Consider the following 16,938-nt stretch of genomic DNA (forward strand, 5'->3'; position numbering starts at 1 on the left):
ATTACTCTGTTATTGAGAATAAATATTCTATTTCTGCCTGCGCAGTAAAGCCTTCCTTAATAGCCTCTATCCTTTGAGTTTCCAGGTTTAAAATATCCTGATTCATTTGCAGCACTTCTTCGTAATCCACCGTTGCATTACTAAAGGCCGAGATCAATAGCGTGTTTGCCTGAGCACTACTTTCCAATTGCCGTTCATACAGGTCTAAAAGCTTGTTCGCTCTTGATAACCGAAACTGAGCCCCGGATAATCTCCCCTGCAATTCGTTGATTGCTGCTTCCTGCTCATACTCCATGCCTTCAGCCATAAGTTCAGCTTCCCTTTTTGCTGCTTTTATCCTTTTTCTAAAAATGGGTAGCGTAACCGATACCATTGGCATAATCGCGTCCTGCCCGTTCATTGGAGGGTTGGCATCTGTTCTTTTGGAAATGATGGAATAATCTACTCCAAGCCCCACCATGGGCATTCCTTCCTTATCTGCTATAACCTTTTCCATCTCATACGCCTGCTGTTGTTTTTCAAGTGCAGCTACGGTAGGATGATTGCCAAAAAGCACCTCGTTCCTTCCGCCCACAACAGCTGCAGGGAAAGTAAGTGTATCTTCTACCTTCACAACTGCCCCCGGCTCCCGGGACAGCATTAGGTTCAACCGAATAATTAGTGGCCGTCGCTGGTCTTCCATCAATTCAATTTCTGTTTTGGCAGCCTCTCTCTGTATGTCGGTTTTAACCACATTTACCATCGGAGAACTCCCACTTTTGAACCGGCTAAGAGCAAGCTCCCTGTAAGAATCCAGGATCTCCAGGTTCTCTTTCCTGATCTTTATACTCTCCTCAAGGGCATAGAGCTCTGCATAAACAGATTTTATTCCGAAGAAAACCTCATTTCGTGCATCCAGGTATTGCTGAAATCTCGCCTCTGCCCGCAATACCGCAGCATCTTCTTTTGCCTTTAGTGTTCCAAACCAGGGGAACATCTGCATAAAGGAAAACCTGGCTTCCTGTGCACCAAGACGGGTCTCTATCATCCTTCCAAAGGCGCTCATCGTGAGCGTGGGATCGGGAAGACTGGCAACCTGCGGCGCCTGCTGCATGGCTGCCTCGAACTGCGAGTAAGCCGATTTAACCTTCGGATTATTCTCTGCCGCCATTTGAAGGTAGTTCTCAAGGGTTTGGGAATAGGAGAACATACTACTAAGGAAGAATAATCCCCCCAACCCCCAAAGGGGGAGAATAGCTCCTATACCTTTTATAATCTTATTTCTCATCATCAAATTTTTTGGAGTTATTAACCTGAAGGTTAGTCTCTCCCGCTTGTGGGGAGTTGGTGCGCGAAACAACTGTTTCTCTCCAGTAGGCTTGTAAAATTGGAACTACGAAAATGGTCATGATCTGAATGATCATTCCTCCAACTATTGGTATCGCCATAGGCACCATGATATCTGCTCCCTTACCCCTGGAGGTAAGTACAGGAAAGAGGGCGATTATCGTCACCGCGGTGGTCATCATCGCAGGACGCACTCTTTTAAGACCGGCTTCCATTACTGCTGCCCGAACTTCGGGTACCGTTTGCGGATCCCTTTTCTCAAACACCTGGTGGATATAAGTTCCCATAAGTACCCCATCATCTGTCGCAATCCCGAACAAAGCGATGAAACCTACCCATACCGCGACACTAAGGTTAATATTCCCCATTTGGAACAGATCCCTCATATTCATTCCTGAAATTGAGAAATCCATAAACCAGGGTTGCCCGTAGAGCCAGATCATAATGAATCCGCCGGCAAAGGCTACAAACACCCCTGAGAAGTGAATGGTAGAAGCAATAATGGTCTTGAACTGAAAGTACAACAGCAGGAAAATAATGATCAAACTTATAGGTATAACTATGGACAGCCTTTTTACCGCCCGTACCTGGTTCTCATAGTTTCCACTGAACTTATAGCTTACTCCAGCGGGAACACTCAATTCGCCGCTGTCAATTTTATCCTGTAAATATTGTTGCGCATCGTTGACTACATTCACCTCAGCAAAATCTTCCATTTTATCGAACAACACATAACCTACCAAAAAGGTATCCTCACTTTTGATCATTTGCGGACCGCGCACATAGGTGATTTTTGCAAGTTCCCCCAGCGGGATCTGCGGACCGGAAGGAGTGGGAACAAGGATCCTTTTTATACTTTCAGGATCATCCCTTAACTCCCGCGGATACCGTACTCTCACCGGGAAACGCTCCCGGCCTTCTACGGTGCTGGTGATCTCCATTCCACCCACCGCGGTTTCCAGGGTTTGCTGCACGTTTTCTATACTGAGTCCATATCTCGCTATGGCATTTCGATCAATATCTATTTCCAAATAGGGCTTCCCAACGATCCTGTCGGCAAACACTGCCCCGGCCTTGACCGATGGCACCTCCTTAAGAAGCCCCTCCAGTTGTATCCCGAATTCCTGAATTGTCTCCAGATCGGGTCCGTACACCTTAATTCCCATTGGTGCCCGCATTCCGGTTTGCAGCATCACCAGTCTTGTTTCTATAGGCTGAAGTTTTGGAGCTGAAGTCACCCCCGGTAGCCTTGTCCTTTGCACGATCTCATCCCAGATATCATCCGGACTATTGATATGATCTCTCCAGTTTCTGAAATATCTTCCGTCTTTGTCCTCTATAAGTTCTTCCCTGCTCACACCTCGTTCCACTGCAACAGAATGCTCCAAAGTATCCCCCGATTTTAGGATAAACCTGCGATCGCGATCGACTTTGAAAGACACCGGTCTTCCGGCATCTGATAATATGTATTCAGATTTATAATTGATCACATTCTCATACATAGAAATGGGAGCGGGATCCAGTGCGCTTTCAATCCTTCCCATTTTTCCAACCGCGATCTCCACTTCAGGGATTGCAGTTACCGCGATATCCAGTTGCCGCAGGGTTTGCTGGGAGGCTTCTATTCCCGCATGTGGCATGGCCGTGGGCATCAAAAGGAAACTACCCTCATTAAGTGTGGGCATAAATTCTTTTCCCACTCCCGGGAAGGTGTGAGCCATCCCGCTCCAGACTTTGGTAGTTCGAACGTTTACCCCCACTTTATCAAAACCATTGGCCACAAATCCGAAGATATTAGGAAAACCGAGCCATATTATAGCTCCAAAAAGAATGGTGATAAGCGGCACCAATAGGAAAGTTCCCTTGTTCTCCAGGCACCAGCTAAGAATTGGCTTGTAATACCTTACTATACCCAGGAGAACCAAAAGAGTAATTGCCAGCAGGACAATCACAAAAAGGTAATTCTCAACCAATGAGTTATGGTACCCTAATGGCAACCACTCCTGGGTAAGGAAAAATAAAGTCGTTGCCAGGATAATAAACAACGTGATCTTATTGGAGTATCTTCCCAGGAAGTCGGGATTACGGTCTTCCAGTAACCTTACAATCCCAATTATCACAAGTGCAAGAGGCAACCAGAACCAGAAATAAATGGCGAGGAAAAGCCCCAGCACAATAAGAGCGATATTCCAAATCCTTACTGCCTTCTCCTTATGTAATCTTAAATTAAATGCATAATAAGAAAGCATCGGAAGGATAAGGATACCTAAAAAGAAGGAAGCTGCCAACGCAAAGGTCTTGGTAAAAGCCAGCGGCCTGAACAATTTTCCTTCAGCATTTTCCATAAAGAATACCGGCAGGAAACTCACGATCGTAGTGGCAAGTGCCGTAGTCACTGCAGGAGCTACTTCGATGGTGGCTTTATTTATAACCTCCAGTAACCGGGCACCACTAGCCCCATGGTTCTTCTTCATCTCGAGGTGCCTTATGGTATTCTCGACGAACACAATTCCAACATCCACCATCACCCCAATGGCGATCGCTATCCCGGAAAGTGCAACCACATTGGCGTCCACCCCAAAATAACGCATGACTATAAAAGTCATTAGCACCGCTACAGGGAGCAAACTGGAAATAAGCAGGGAGGCCCGTAGATTGAGCACGAGCACTATGATCACCAAAATACTGATAAGGATCTCGTGGGAAAGAGCTTCCTCCAGGGTGCCAATTGTTTCCTGTATAAGTTGCGTCCTGTCATAGAACGGGACAATGGTAAGTTTACTTATAGTGCCATCTGCCAGGGTTTTTTGAGGAAGACCGGCAGAGATCTCCTGTATTTTTGCCTTGGTATTTTCAATGACCTCCAGCGGGTTCGACCCATACCTGGCAACCACTACCCCTCCAACAACCTCTGCCCCGCCTTTGTCCAGCACTCCTCTTCGCTCTTCCGGACCAAGGCTAACCCTGCCCAGGTCACGTACCAGAACTGGGGTGTTGTCATTGACGGTGACAACCGTATTTTCTATATCCTCAATCGATTTAATATATCCAAGGCCGCGTACCATGTACTCCACCTTATTTATCTCAAGAGTCTTAGCGCCAATATCCCTGTTGGAATTCTGCACCGCCATCATCACCATATCAATTCCTACACCGTATGCACGCAAGGCATCCGGGTCCACATCTATTTGATATTCCTGCACAAAGCCGCCAACAGAGGCTACCTCAGAGACTCCGGAGGCTCCGCTTAACCCCAACTTCACATAATAATCCTGTATACGCCGCAGCTCATGCAGGTCCCAGCCACCGGTTACATTCCCATCGGGATCACGGCCTTCCAGGGTGTACCAGTACACCTGTCCCAGGGCAGTAGCATCTGGCCCCAGCGCGGGCTGCACCCCGTCCGGCAGGAGGCCGCCGGGCAGGGAATTTAGTTTTTCAAGTACCCGGGAACGGGACCAATAGAATTCTACCCCTTCCTCAAAAATGATATAAATACTGGAGAAACCGAACATGGAAGTACTCCGTATTGATTTTACCCCGCTTATCCCCAAAAGGGAAGATGTAAGCGGATACGTGATCTGGTCCTCAATATCCTGCGGGGAACGCCCGGGCCAGTCGGTAAAAACTATTTGCTGATTCTCACCAATATCAGGAATGGCATCAACGGGAACAGAATCTTTTGGCAGAAAACCTGTATCCCAGTCAAAGGGAGCGGTAACCATTCCCCAGCCTATAAAGGCAGCCAATAATAGAATGGTGACCAGCCTGTTGTAGAGGAAATATTTAATTACTTTATTAAACATGTACTTGATTTAAATAATTTTTTCTAGTCTTGCTGAAGGCTTGAAATTCGGCACAACGCATAAACAAAACAGTCCCATCTGCTTACTCATATCAAAATGAAAGTGCAGATAACCTGAAAAATTATTTAAATCAAATTAAAAAGACCTGGTCCAGCAACTGTATGTCTGTGACCAGCAAGGGTGGGGAATAATCTCTATAAGGTTCTGTTGCCTGTGGAACACCTTCAAAGAGATTTATATAAGAATAAGTAAATGATGCGAGGAAAACCTGTTGCTGCAGGTCCAGTTTCTCAAAATTAACCTTGAGTTCATCCTGTCCTTCAACAGCGATCTGTTCATTGGTACAGCAGGAATCTTCAGTTAAACCTTCAATCCCGGAATGCATCGCCATCCCGCAGGTTTCAGCTTTTGAGAAAACGGCCTTGTCTACTAAAATGCTTCCGCAGTAATGCATATCCACCACAAAAGAGAAGGTGGACAACAGCACTAAAAATGCCATCGAAGAAGCAATTATTTTATGAAAAGGCTTTTCCATACGGCACAAAGATATACAATTTTTCAATTGGTGCTGCAAAATGTGAAAGTTGGAGCTTTCAGAAGCTATGAAAAACTACATTCCAAATATCTCTGTAACAGTGTTTTCAATATTTACAGCTGCTTCTTTCTCCTTTCCAGCAACCTGTAATAATAAAAAGCCGGCAATAGAATGATGATGAAAACGGGATGAATCAAAAACCTGCGCACGTAAAACAACGCAAGAAAATTCTCATTTTCTATTGTAAAGACCAAAAACATGAAAACCGGGAAACAGAGAAAAAACAGCAGGGAATACAGGAGCACAGAAAATTTAAGGATATTTCGGTCAAAGAAAGCAATGTAGATGATCCCTAGTGAGATAAGTGAATTGAGAAAATAGCGAAAAACTACATTCAGCAATAATCTTGTAGTTTCAAAATTAGGCACACCCCCATTGAGATAATCTGAGTAAAAGAAATGTATTAGAGGATCATAAAATAACTTATGTTCAAAATAACGTATCAGGACCAACAACCCCACCAGCAGGGAGATCCCGGCAACCCTATATCTTGTTTTTACCGTCATCGCTACCAGTTTTAGAAAATATTCGCACCCATATGATCCAGAGGATAAAGACAGTCCCGTAAATTACCAGCGGAAAAGCTATGCTATGTAGGAATTCGGCATATTGGGGATATTCATAAATCCCGATGGTGAGCAGCGCAATACGCACGATGTTCATAGCATAAATGATCACTGCCCCTGCCAGGATAAAAAGCAAGGTGGTTTTCACCCTTGAAAAAAACGCAAGCACAAAGGAAGTGAAGAGAATGACAATACTTATGGAATTACAACCTTCCACAACCCTGGCAAGAAAAACATCATTGATAAAAAGTTTCATGGAAGGCTCCTCACCATGCGGCAAAATATGAGCGCTATAGCCTATTGCTTTGATCACCGCCTCGCTTTGTACAGAGACCAGATGCGTGAAAAAATCGGGGTAATAGCGGGAGCCGTCAGAAAGATCCAGGTATACATTATAGATCATAGAAAACACCAGGTAACTTCCAAGGAAGGTAAGGATGAAGATTACCACAGATCTATATTTCTTAAATAACTGAAGCAACGGGGGCCGGTTTTATCAAATTTATGGAAAATTGCAACCTCCCAAACCTATTAATTAAATACTTTTGCGAAAAATAAACTTGTTATGGCTTTTCAACAATTAAAACAGGATGTTACCTCCATATTAGCTCAAAATAATGTTTCTGTAGAAAACAGGCTTCAAGAGGTTTGTGCACTTCTCGAAAAAAATATCACCTATTACAACTGGGTGGGTTTTTACTTCAAGAATGGAGATAAAGAGGAATTAAAACTGGGACCTTATGTAGGTGAGCCTACAGACCATACTATCATCCCCTTCGGAAAAGGAATTTGCGGACAGGTTGCTGTCTCAAATCAAAATTTCGTGGTGCCAGATGTGAAAGCACAGGACAACTACATCGCCTGCAGCATCAATGTAAAGGCAGAGATTGTAGTACCTTTATTTGTGAATGGCGAGAACTTCGGACAAATAGATATCGACTCCAACACCCCGGATCCCTTTACAAAAGAAGACGAGAAATTTCTGGAATATGTGAATGCTGAAGTAGCTAAAGTTATTGAGGCAGAGGGATTTCTTGTTTAGCAGGAACGTTCTAAGAGATTTCCAGCTAAGAACCAAGAGACAAGAACCAAGAGACAAGACTAAAGAATAGAGAGAAGAGAGAAGAGAAAAAATTTCAAGCACCAAATTCCAAGCACTAAGCCTAAGTATCGACCAAAAAGGGTCTTGAATTTAGAGGCTAGAATTTTACTTTGTAGAATGAAAAGAATACTACTTTTTCAGCCACCCTTTAGCTCCAATAGGAATCGGAGGGGCAAAGCGGAAAAAGAGTTTTTACCACATATCTTACATAGCATTCCTTAAAAAACTAATTCCCTTTTTTCAGGCTTTCAATAGTGATCGGGAGGTGGATTGATTGGCTAAGAAAAAAATTCTGGCAGGAAAAACGCTCCAGCCAATCAAGACGGAAGGGTTCAAGGCGGGGAAGAAGTATTCTCAAAATCTTAGGCGTTGTTCGTGCAGGTCTTGCAGCGAAGCGGTCTTGACTCTTGATTCTAGCAGCGACAGCGGTCTTTTGTTACATTCCCGTCCGTATCGCCTCCACAGGATCCAACTTGGATGCAGAGATTGCCGGGATGATTCCCGAAACCAATCCAATCGCTGCTGATACTGCGGTACCAAGAAACATGTTCCAGGGGGAAAGAATAAACTGGAATTCCCCTGTGAACTGCGATGCGGCAAGTGAAACCAGCCAAACCAGGAATAAACCAATAAGCCCACCTATTACCGCGAGGATAACGGCTTCAAATAAGAACTGAAATAAAATAAACCTGTTCTTTGCTCCCAAAGATTTTTGTATCCCAATGAGGTTTGTGCGTTCTTTCACGCTCACGAACATGATGTTGGCTATTCCAAATCCTCCAACCAAAAGTGAAAATCCGCTAATGATAAGGCCTATGAAATTCATCTGGCTGGTGATGTTATCAATAAGGTCTGCAAACCCCTGCAGCTGGTTCACAAAGAAATTATCGATCTCGTCGGGTTTGAGTCCGCGGTAACTTCGCAGTTGCTGTTTTAATTTGGCTATGAACTCGGCATTATCCACCCCTGCTTCAGGTTTTATCACTATTTGCGGGAAGGTATTCCTGTTGTTATCGCCGTAGATCCTTCGCACCACATTTACCGGTAGCAAGGCAGCTTCGTCCTTAGAGTTCCCGAAGATGTTCATGCCCTCCTTTTTCAGCACTCCAATTACTGAAAATTTTCTACCATAGAGCCTAACCTGTTGTCCTATGGGATCACTGCTTCCAAAAAGATTGTTGGCAACTTCATGACCCAGTACAATTACCGGTGACCCGCTAACAGATTCTGCTTCATTAAAGAACCTTCCGGTTTCCAGCTGCAGTGCCTCGATATCATAATAACCTTCAGTAATAGCACCAATTTCTACCTTTTCAACAGTCATGTCACCATAGCGAATATTCTCCCTTGGCACGTTCATCGCATAGCTTATCGCCTCGACATCGTCCATACTGCGGTTAAGGTACTGGTATTCGTCATAGGACATATCTGGAAACTGCTCCCTTTTCCACCTTGGCACCTCTGTTGGGCCAAAAGAAAACCGCATAAGGATGATGGTGCTGTTATCCAGGGAACTCATAGTCCCCTTGATCTCCCTTTCCAGGGAATCCACTGCAGCGAGGACCGCGATTATAGAAAAGATCCCAATAGTAACCCCAAGTAAAGATAAAAATGTACGAAGCTTGTTATTGCGCAGCGCATTGATGGCGAAATTGAAACTTTCCTTGAGAAGCCTTAGATAAATAAGCATAGAAATGACAGGTGTTTGGCGTCAATTATTGATAAGACGCAGGCAGTTGTTTTTCGTTACAATAATTTCCAGAAATAAAACAGGATATCTTTAGATTTTATGGTGATTTAATTACTTTTGCAACCTTAACAAACACAACACAATGAGCGATTTAAAATCTGCGAAATCTGCACTTATTTCTGTTTTTAGTAAAGATGGGCTGGAACCAATAGCCCGAAAGCTTAATGAGCTGGGAATCAGCATTTATTCAACAGGAGGTACAGAGGAGTTTATTAAGGATTTGGGTATTGATGTAATTCCCGTAGAGGATGTTACCTCGTACCCCTCGATCCTTGGAGGAAGGGTGAAAACCTTACATCCAAAGGTATTCGGAGGAATTCTTAACAGGCAGGATCATAAGGGAGATGTAGCTGAAATGGCGAAGTACGAGATCCCGCAAATTGACATTGTGATCGTGGATCTTTATCCTTTTGAAAAAACTGTAGCCTCAGGTGCTTCTGAAGCTGATATTATTGAAAAAATAGACATTGGAGGGATATCTCTAATCCGGGCCGCGGCGAAAAATTTTAAGGATGTGATCTGTGTTTCTTCTGTTGAGGATTATTCAGCTTTCCTGGATCTTCTTTCAGAAAAAAATGGAGAGACCACTTTTGAGGACAGGAAGCGGTTTGCAGCAAAGGCATTCAATGTTTCTTCCCATTACGATACTGCGATCTTTAATTATCTAAATACCGAAGAAGAGGTTTTCAAGCAGAGCTTTTCTCAAGGGATGCCACTTCGTTATGGTGAAAATCCGCATCAAAAAGGTACATTCTACGGGGATTTCAATGAGATGTTTGACCAGGTGCACGGGAAGGAACTTTCTTATAACAACCTTCTTGATGTAGATGCCGCAGTGAATCTAATGCAGGAATTTAAAGGGGAAGCACCTACTTTCGCTATCCTGAAGCATAACAATGCCTGCGGACTCGCTCAAAGGGACACGATCCTTGAAGCTTATAAAGATGCTTTGGCCGGGGATCCGGTTTCAGCTTTCGGCGGAATTTTGATCAGCAATGTGGAAATTGATGCCGCGACTGCTGAAGAAATCCACAACTTATTCTGTGAGGTAGTTATTGCTCCGTCTTATTCTGAAGAAGCCATTGAGATATTGAAAGGAAAGAAAAACAGGATCATTCTTATTCAGAAAGAAACTGAACTTCCTACCCACCTGGTACGCACCTGTTTAAACGGGGTACTGGTACAGGACAGGGACCATAAAACCGATCGTGCAGATGAATTAACGCAGTCTACCAATAATAAACCTACGGCTAAGGAGTTAAATGACCTGATTTTTGCATCAAAAATTTGCAAGCATACAAAATCCAATACCACCGTTTTAGCTAAAAACAGGCAATTACTCGCAAGCGGTACCGGGCAAACCTCCAGGGTAGATGCCCTTAGGCACAGTATTGAAAAAGCCGGTTCTTTTGAATTTGACCTTAAAGGCGCTGTTATGGCAAGTGATGCCTTTTTCCCGTTCCCAGATTGTGTGGAAATAGCAGGAAATGCAGGAATAACCGCTGTTATCCAGCCCGGTGGTTCAATTAAGGACCAATTAAGCATAGATTATTGCAATGATAATAATATTGCCATGGTGATGACAGGCACAAGGCATTTTAAACATTAATTTTACTACATTTACCTAACCTCAACATACATACTATGGGATTTTTTGATTTTCTCATTGAAGAAATAGCAATTGACTTAGGAACGGCAAATACACTTATAATCCATAACGATAAAGTAGTTGTGGACAGCCCTTCCATAGTCGCCCGGGACCGCACTACGGGAAAAATAACCGCGGTGGGAAAAGAAGCTGCGATGATGCAGGGGAAAACCCATGAGAATATCAAAACAATTCGACCACTTAAGGATGGCGTAATTGCCGATTTTGATGCAAGTGAGAAAATGCTCACTATGTTCATCAAGGAAATACCGGCCCTTAAGAAAAAAATGTTTGCACCTGCCTTAAGAATGGTAATTTGTATTCCTTCGGGAATTACAGAAGTAGAGATGAGGGCTGTAAAGGAAAGTGCAGAAAGAGTGAATGGTAAGGAAGTATATCTTATCCACGAACCTATGGCCGCCGCTATAGGTATTGGAGTTGATATCATGCAGCCAAAAGGAAATATGATCGTGGATATAGGTGGTGGTACCACAGAGATTGCGGTGATCGCTCTGGGAGGGATCGTTTGTGACAAATCGATCAAGATCGCCGGTGATGTTTTCACCAATGATATAGTTTATTATATGCGTACCCAGCACAACCTTTATGTTGGGGAACGTACTGCAGAGAAAATAAAAATCCAGATTGGTGCTGCCACAGAAGATCTTGAAGTGCCGCCAGATGAAATGAGCGTACAGGGCCGTGACCTTTTAACAGGGAAACCTAAACAGGTGCAAATCTCCTACAGGGAAATTGCCAAAGCCCTGGATAAATCCATATTAAGGATTGAAGATGCGGTTATGGAAACCCTTTCTCAAACCCCGCCCGAGCTTGCTGCCGATATTTACAATACCGGTATCTATCTTGCAGGTGGTGGTTCTATGCTACGCGGCCTTGATAAACGCCTTTCCTTAAAAACAGATCTTCCGGTTTACATCGCTGAGGACCCTCTTAGAGCAGTGGTAAGAGGTACGGGAATATGTCTAAAAAATCTTAGCCGTTATAAGGGAATCTTGATAAAGTAGTAGGAGAGCACACGTATGCAGCAGATATTTAATTTTCTTATCCGCAATAAGAATAACATTTTATTCCTGTTGCTGCTCAGCCTTTCCCTGTTCCTAACTATACAGTCACATTCATTCCATAAAAGCAAGTTCATAAGTTCTGCCAACGCGATAACGGGCGGTATTTATGGCCGTGCAGCAAATATTCAGAATTATTTTCACCTGGAAGATTATAACAAACGACTTCTTGAGGAAAACAAACAGCTGCGAAGCCTGCTTGCGAATGTGAAAGACACAACAGCTCTGGAGACAATTACCGATTCCAGCCTTGTAGAAGGTATTTATACCTTTCGTACAGCAAGGGTAATAAATAATAATTATTCCAAGGTAGATAATTATATTACCCTGGACAGGGGAGCAAACTCTGGCATCCAAAAGGAATACGGGGTAATCACCAGCCAGGGGATCGTGGGGATAATAGATCATGTGACTCAAAAATATTCCCGCGCCATTTCAATCCTCAATTCCAATTCCAGGATAAATGCCCAGCTTAAAAAAAGTTTTCATTTTGGATCCCTGGTTTGGAATGGTAAGGATCCTAACCTGGTACAACTTATAGATGTGCCGCGCCTGGCACCAGTGCAGGTAGGAGATACCATTGTCACAGGGGGAAGGTCACTTATTTTTCCACAAGGTATTCCAATTGGTGAGGTTGAGGAATTTTCCCTGGACCAAAATGAAAGTTACTATACCTTAAACATTCGCCTGTTCAACGATATGACCAATATTGGCCACGTCTACATTATTGAAAATGAAGATAAGGAAGAGATAAAAGCCCTGGAGACCGCCAATGAATAACACGATACTCATAAACAGCCTGCGCTTTATTTTCCTTGTATTATTGCAGGTGCTCCTGCTTAATAATATTAATTTTTTGGGATATGTCAATCCATATCTATACTTGCTGTTCCTGGTGCTCTACCCCTTTAACACTTCCCAATCCCTGTTTTTATTCCTGGCATTCCTTTTGGGTATAACTATTGATGCCTTCGAGGATAGTGGCGGGATACATGCTGCAGCAAGTTTATTTGCGGCATATATAAGGCCAGTATTTTTACGGTTTTCCTTTGGAGTGAGTTATGATTACCAAACGGTAAAGCTTTCCAACACCCCTTATGGGGCCCGTATAAGTTATATTACACTCCTGGTATTTGTACATCATTTGGTATTATTTACCCTGGAAATGTTTGACTTTTCACATTTATTTTTAATATTGAAAAAAACCTTCTTTTCGGGTATATTTACCATTATATTGATCCTTATCAGCTTAACCTTATTTAAACCAAAACGCCGATGAGAAGATTGCTGCTATACATCATTATTCTTACCACCGGGATCGTATTCCTGGCCCGGCTTTTCTACCTGCAGGTACTGGATGATTCTTTTGTAAGATTATCTGAAGACAATGCTGTCAAAGTAGTTTATGATTACCCGCAGCGCGGTTATATCTTTGACAGGAACGGCAACCTGCTTGTTTCAAATCAGCCTTCCTATGATGTTATGGCAATTCCTCGAAATGTAAAGGCATTTGATACTGCCGAGTTTTGCAGCATCCTTAATATCACCCCGGAACAACTTGCTCAAAAACTTGATAAGGCAAAGATCTATTCACCCCGCTTACCCTCTATAATCGTCCCGCAGTTATCAAAATCTGAATACGCTTATTTCCAGGAAAAAATGCGTAACTATCCCGGATTCTATATTCAAAAACGATCACAGCGTGATTATCAAATAGAAAATGCTGCCAATGTTTTAGGATATATTACAGAGGTTAACAGAAAGATCATTGAAGATAATCCATACTACATTTCTGGAGATCTTATTGGAAAACAAGGTATAGAAGGATATTACGAGGAATTGCTGCGTGGGGTCAAGGGAGTAAAATATATTCAAAAAGACAGGTTTAACCGTGATATAGGCGCCTTTAAAGATGGGATCTTTGACACCCTGCCCAAAAAAGGCAAAGACCTTACTATAACTATTGATTCTGAACTACAGGCATACGGCGAGAAATTAATGGAAAATAAATGGGGAGGCATTGTAGCACTTGAACCTGCCACAGGGGAGATACTTGCGCTTATAACTGCTCCAAGTTACGACCCCGCAAAGTTGGTTGGCCGTAAAAGGTCGCCCAATTTCTCTGAACTCTATTATGACTCCATCGCCCGGCCCCTGTATGATCGGGGACTACTGGCAGAATACCCACCCGGTTCTCCATTTAAAACAATAAATGCGCTTATTGGGCTACAGGAAGGAGTGGTAACCACAGAGGATAGATTTCACTGCAGCGGCGGCTATTTTTATGGCCGGGGTAGAAAAATGGGATGTCACCCACATAGCAGCCCCCTGAATATGGTGCCGGGAATTGCACAATCCTGTAATGCCTATTTCGCAAATGTCTATAGAAGAACAATAGAAAAATATCCTACTCCCCAGGAAGGCGTGGACACCTGGGCTAACCACCTGGCAAGTTTTGGCCTCGGGGATTACCTGGGAAGCGACCTCTCTACGGGACGTCCTGGCAAGATCCCAACTGCCGATTATTATAATAAGATCTACCAATATCCAACCTATAAATGGTTCTCAACAGCAACCCTATCTAATGCTATTGGACAGGGAGAAGTCTTGATGACCCCTATACAGCTGGCGAATATGACTGCTGCAATTGCAAACAAGGGCTGGTATTACACCCCGCATATCTTAAAGAAAATTGAAGGAAAGCCTATTAAAGACGAGGCTTTTACTGAGAAGAAATTCACCACCATAGAACCCCGGCACTTTGAGCCTGTGATAGAAGGGATGCACCAGGTTTATAAAAGTGGGACAGCCTCTACCCTGCGTATTCCAGATATAGAGATTGCAGGAAAAACAGGTACGGCAGAGAATTTTACCAGGATTGGAGGCAAAAGGGTGCAGCTAACAGACCATTCTATCTTTATAGCCTTTGCCCCGGTTGATGATCCCAAAATTGCCATGGCAGTTTTTGTGGAAAATGGTTATTGGGGAGGACGCTATGCCGGGAGGATCGCAGGTCTTATGATCGAGAAATACCTGAAGGGAACCATCACCCGTACAGACATGGAAAAATGGATCCTTACTCACAGCCTGGAAGATGAATACATGAAACCGTACAGCGGGGAATCCTTTAGAATTAACCAATAATGTCCAAACCCGGAGTTGCTTTTGACTGGATAACCATCCTGCTATACCTTTTACTGGTGCTTTTTGGCTGGGTAAATATCTACTCTGCCTCCCTGGGAGATAATCCCTCCTCCATCTTTGATTTTAACGAAGTATACGGGAAGCAGGCCGTCTGGATCATTTTGAGCTTTCTTCTTATCGTGGTCACCCTCGCCATAGATTCCAGGTTTTATCAACGGTTTTCCAGCGTGATCTATATTTTTGCACTTCTTTCCCTGGCAGGCCTATTTGTCTTCGGGCGCACAATTGCGGGACAAACTGCCTGGTATGTAATAGGAGGAGTAAGCTTACAGCCGGCAGAGTTTGTAAAGGTTGCTACGGCCCTGGCAATTGCGAAATATGCCAGTGGTATTCAAACAAATTTTAAGCTTATAAAGCACCAGCTAACGGCGTTTGTCATCATTGCACTACCAATCTTTCTCATTTTTCTCCAGCCCGATCCCGGTAGCGCCCTGGTATATTTCGCTTTCGTGTTTCCTTTATACCGTGAAGGCTTGCATATAGCTTATATTTTACTTGGCTTTTTTGCCGCTCTTTTATTCGTTACCACCCTTGTTTTTGGATCCGTAGTGAATATAGTGGGGATTGTGATAGTAGCTATATTGATTTTTCTTTATAACCGCCGAAGAAGGCCAAGCATTATAAAGTATCTTTTCTTCACAGCCATGGCAATTGGCTTTTCCCTCTCTGTAACTTATGTATTTGAGAATGTGATGAAACAGCATCACAGGGACAGGTTTAATATAGTCCTTGGCCAGGAGGTGGACAGGAAGGGAATTGGGTACAACACTAACCAAAGTGAGATCGCTATTGGCAGCGGCGGCTGGTTTGGCAAAGGCTGGACAGAGGGCACACAAACCAAAGGACAATTTGTCCCTGAACAACATACAGATTATATCTTTAGCACCGTAGGTGAGGAATGGGGCTTCTTTGGAACTTCTGTAGTAATCACGCTGTTTATCCTGCTTATGATAAGATTGCTTTATTTATCTGAAAGGCAGCGATCTGTCTTCAACAGGGTTTATGGATACAGCATCACCGGGATCATCTTCTTCCATTTTATGGTTAACATTGGGATGGTGATTGGCATCTTCCCTACAGTGGGAATCCCGTTACCTTTCTTCAGCTATGGAGGTTCGGGCCTATGGGGCTTCACCCTCCTGCTCTTTATTTTTATAAAACTGGATGCGGAAAGAATGTCATACTGGTAGTGTACCTCCCGTTAACCAGAACATTGTTCAGCCAGGATCAGAATGGCTGCGACCAGAAGGATAATGGCGGGATAGATATATTTTCTTTTCATCTTATATTTTTTATTGCTGAAGAATTTCCTGTAAAGCAACTTGTTGAAGATTCCGGAACTTTTTATTATTACGGGGACGTTTATTTTTGTGCAATTGAAATACCTGCTTCTTATTTCGCCCCTTCAGGGCTAAAACATCATAATTCTTTTTGGCCGATGGGCTGCACCCATCGCTATTAGATTTCGCCCTTTCAGGGCTTTTAATTTTGATTCATTTTATAATATGGGTTGCAAACGATCTATAAATATGCCGCCCCGCTGGGGCTTCTAATCATATTCTATTAAATGATTTTTTGCACAAATCTACAAATATGTTGCACCGCCGGGGCTTCTAATCATATTCTATTAAATGATTTTTTGCACAAATCTATAAATAGGTCGCCGCTGGGGCTTTTAATCATATTCTAATAAATGATTTTTTGCACAAATCTATAAATATGTCGCCCCGCTGGGGCTTCTAATCATATTCTATTAAATGATGTTTCGCGCAAATCTATAAATATTTCGCCCCGCTGGGGCTTATAATCATATTCTATTAAATGATGTTTCCCACACATCTAAAAATATATCGCCCCTC

At 43.2% G+C, this 16,938-nt stretch carries 14 protein-coding genes; 8 read left to right on the plus strand and 6 right to left on the minus strand.

Going from position 1 to position 16,938, the window contains the following annotated elements; translation table 11 throughout:
• Position 1: 1 nt before the first annotated feature.
• The 5 genes from FHG64_RS07555 to xrtF form a co-directional block, all read right to left on the minus strand.
• Positions 2–1,267: a TolC family protein gene (locus tag FHG64_RS07555; protein ID WP_168191332.1), complete on the minus strand. Its 1,266-nt coding sequence runs from the start codon at positions 1,265–1,267 to the stop codon at positions 2–4.
• Positions 1,257–5,132 carry an efflux RND transporter permease subunit gene (locus FHG64_RS07560; RefSeq protein WP_139065832.1) on the minus strand — a complete coding sequence of 1,292 codons (3,876 nt, stop codon included), beginning with the start codon at positions 5,130–5,132 and terminating at the stop codon, positions 1,257–1,259. Before FHG64_RS07560 ends, FHG64_RS07555 begins: the two co-directional genes overlap by 11 nt.
• Before the next feature lie 130 nt (positions 5,133–5,262).
• A complete protein-coding gene (locus FHG64_RS07565) occupies positions 5,263–5,667 on the minus strand; it encodes an HYC_CC_PP family protein (protein WP_139065833.1) in 405 nt (134 codons plus the stop codon).
• Between the two features lie 113 nt (positions 5,668–5,780).
• Positions 5,781–6,233 carry an exosortase F system-associated membrane protein gene (locus FHG64_RS07570; protein WP_139065834.1) on the minus strand — a complete coding sequence of 151 codons (453 nt, stop codon included), beginning with the start codon at positions 6,231–6,233 and terminating at the stop codon, positions 5,781–5,783.
• The gene (gene xrtF, locus FHG64_RS07575; RefSeq protein ID WP_139065835.1) at positions 6,211–6,774 is read right to left on the minus strand and encodes an exosortase family protein XrtF; all 564 of its coding nucleotides are present in this window, start codon (positions 6,772–6,774) and stop codon (positions 6,211–6,213) included. Before xrtF ends, FHG64_RS07570 begins: the two co-directional genes overlap by 23 nt.
• Positions 6,775–6,858: 84 nt before the next feature.
• Between xrtF and FHG64_RS07580 the strand changes: the two genes are divergently transcribed.
• A complete protein-coding gene (locus FHG64_RS07580; RefSeq protein WP_139065836.1) occupies positions 6,859–7,335 on the plus strand; it encodes a GAF domain-containing protein in 477 nt (158 codons plus the stop codon).
• 496 nt (positions 7,336–7,831) lie between these two features.
• On the opposite strand, the gene FHG64_RS07585 is transcribed toward FHG64_RS07580, so the two are convergent.
• Positions 7,832–9,085 (minus strand): ABC transporter permease, encoded by a 1,254-nt coding sequence (locus FHG64_RS07585; RefSeq protein WP_139065837.1) that lies wholly within the window; start codon positions 9,083–9,085, stop codon positions 7,832–7,834.
• 142 nt (positions 9,086–9,227) lie between these two features.
• On the opposite strand from FHG64_RS07585, the gene purH reads away from it, so the two are divergent.
• Genes purH through FHG64_RS07620 form a run of 7 tightly spaced genes read left to right on the plus strand, consistent with a single transcriptional unit; the run spans position 9,228 to position 16,541 of the window.
• Complete coding sequence (purH, locus tag FHG64_RS07590; protein WP_139065838.1) at positions 9,228–10,754, plus strand: bifunctional phosphoribosylaminoimidazolecarboxamide formyltransferase/IMP cyclohydrolase; 1,527 nt, start codon at positions 9,228–9,230, stop codon at positions 10,752–10,754.
• A gap of 35 nt (positions 10,755–10,789) precedes the next feature.
• Positions 10,790–11,818, plus strand: a complete 1,029-nt coding sequence (locus FHG64_RS07595) for a rod shape-determining protein (RefSeq protein WP_139065839.1) — start codon at positions 10,790–10,792, stop codon at positions 11,816–11,818.
• 15 nt (positions 11,819–11,833) lie between these two features.
• Positions 11,834–12,655 (plus strand): rod shape-determining protein MreC, encoded by an 822-nt coding sequence (gene mreC, locus FHG64_RS07600; RefSeq protein WP_139065840.1) that lies wholly within the window; start codon positions 11,834–11,836, stop codon positions 12,653–12,655.
• Positions 12,648–13,154 (plus strand): rod shape-determining protein MreD, encoded by a 507-nt coding sequence (locus FHG64_RS07605; RefSeq protein ID WP_139065841.1) that lies wholly within the window; start codon positions 12,648–12,650, stop codon positions 13,152–13,154. Before mreC ends, FHG64_RS07605 begins: the two co-directional genes overlap by 8 nt.
• The gene (mrdA, locus tag FHG64_RS07610; RefSeq protein WP_139065842.1) at positions 13,151–15,019 is read left to right on the plus strand and encodes a penicillin-binding protein 2; all 1,869 of its coding nucleotides are present in this window, start codon (positions 13,151–13,153) and stop codon (positions 15,017–15,019) included. The genes FHG64_RS07605 and mrdA overlap by 4 nt, the downstream gene beginning before the upstream one ends.
• Entirely contained in the window at positions 15,019–16,269 is a 1,251-nt protein-coding gene (gene rodA, locus FHG64_RS07615; protein ID WP_139065843.1) for a rod shape-determining protein RodA, read from the plus strand. Before mrdA ends, rodA begins: the two co-directional genes overlap by 1 nt.
• Positions 16,270–16,292: 23 nt before the next feature.
• The gene (locus FHG64_RS07620; protein ID WP_139065844.1) at positions 16,293–16,541 is read left to right on the plus strand and encodes a hypothetical protein; all 249 of its coding nucleotides are present in this window, start codon (positions 16,293–16,295) and stop codon (positions 16,539–16,541) included.
• Positions 16,542–16,938: the final 397 nt, after the last annotated feature.

Origin of the sequence: Antarcticibacterium flavum (genome assembly GCF_006159205.1) — a bacterium.
Lineage (GTDB): Bacteria > Bacteroidota > Bacteroidia > Flavobacteriales > Flavobacteriaceae > Gillisia > Gillisia flava.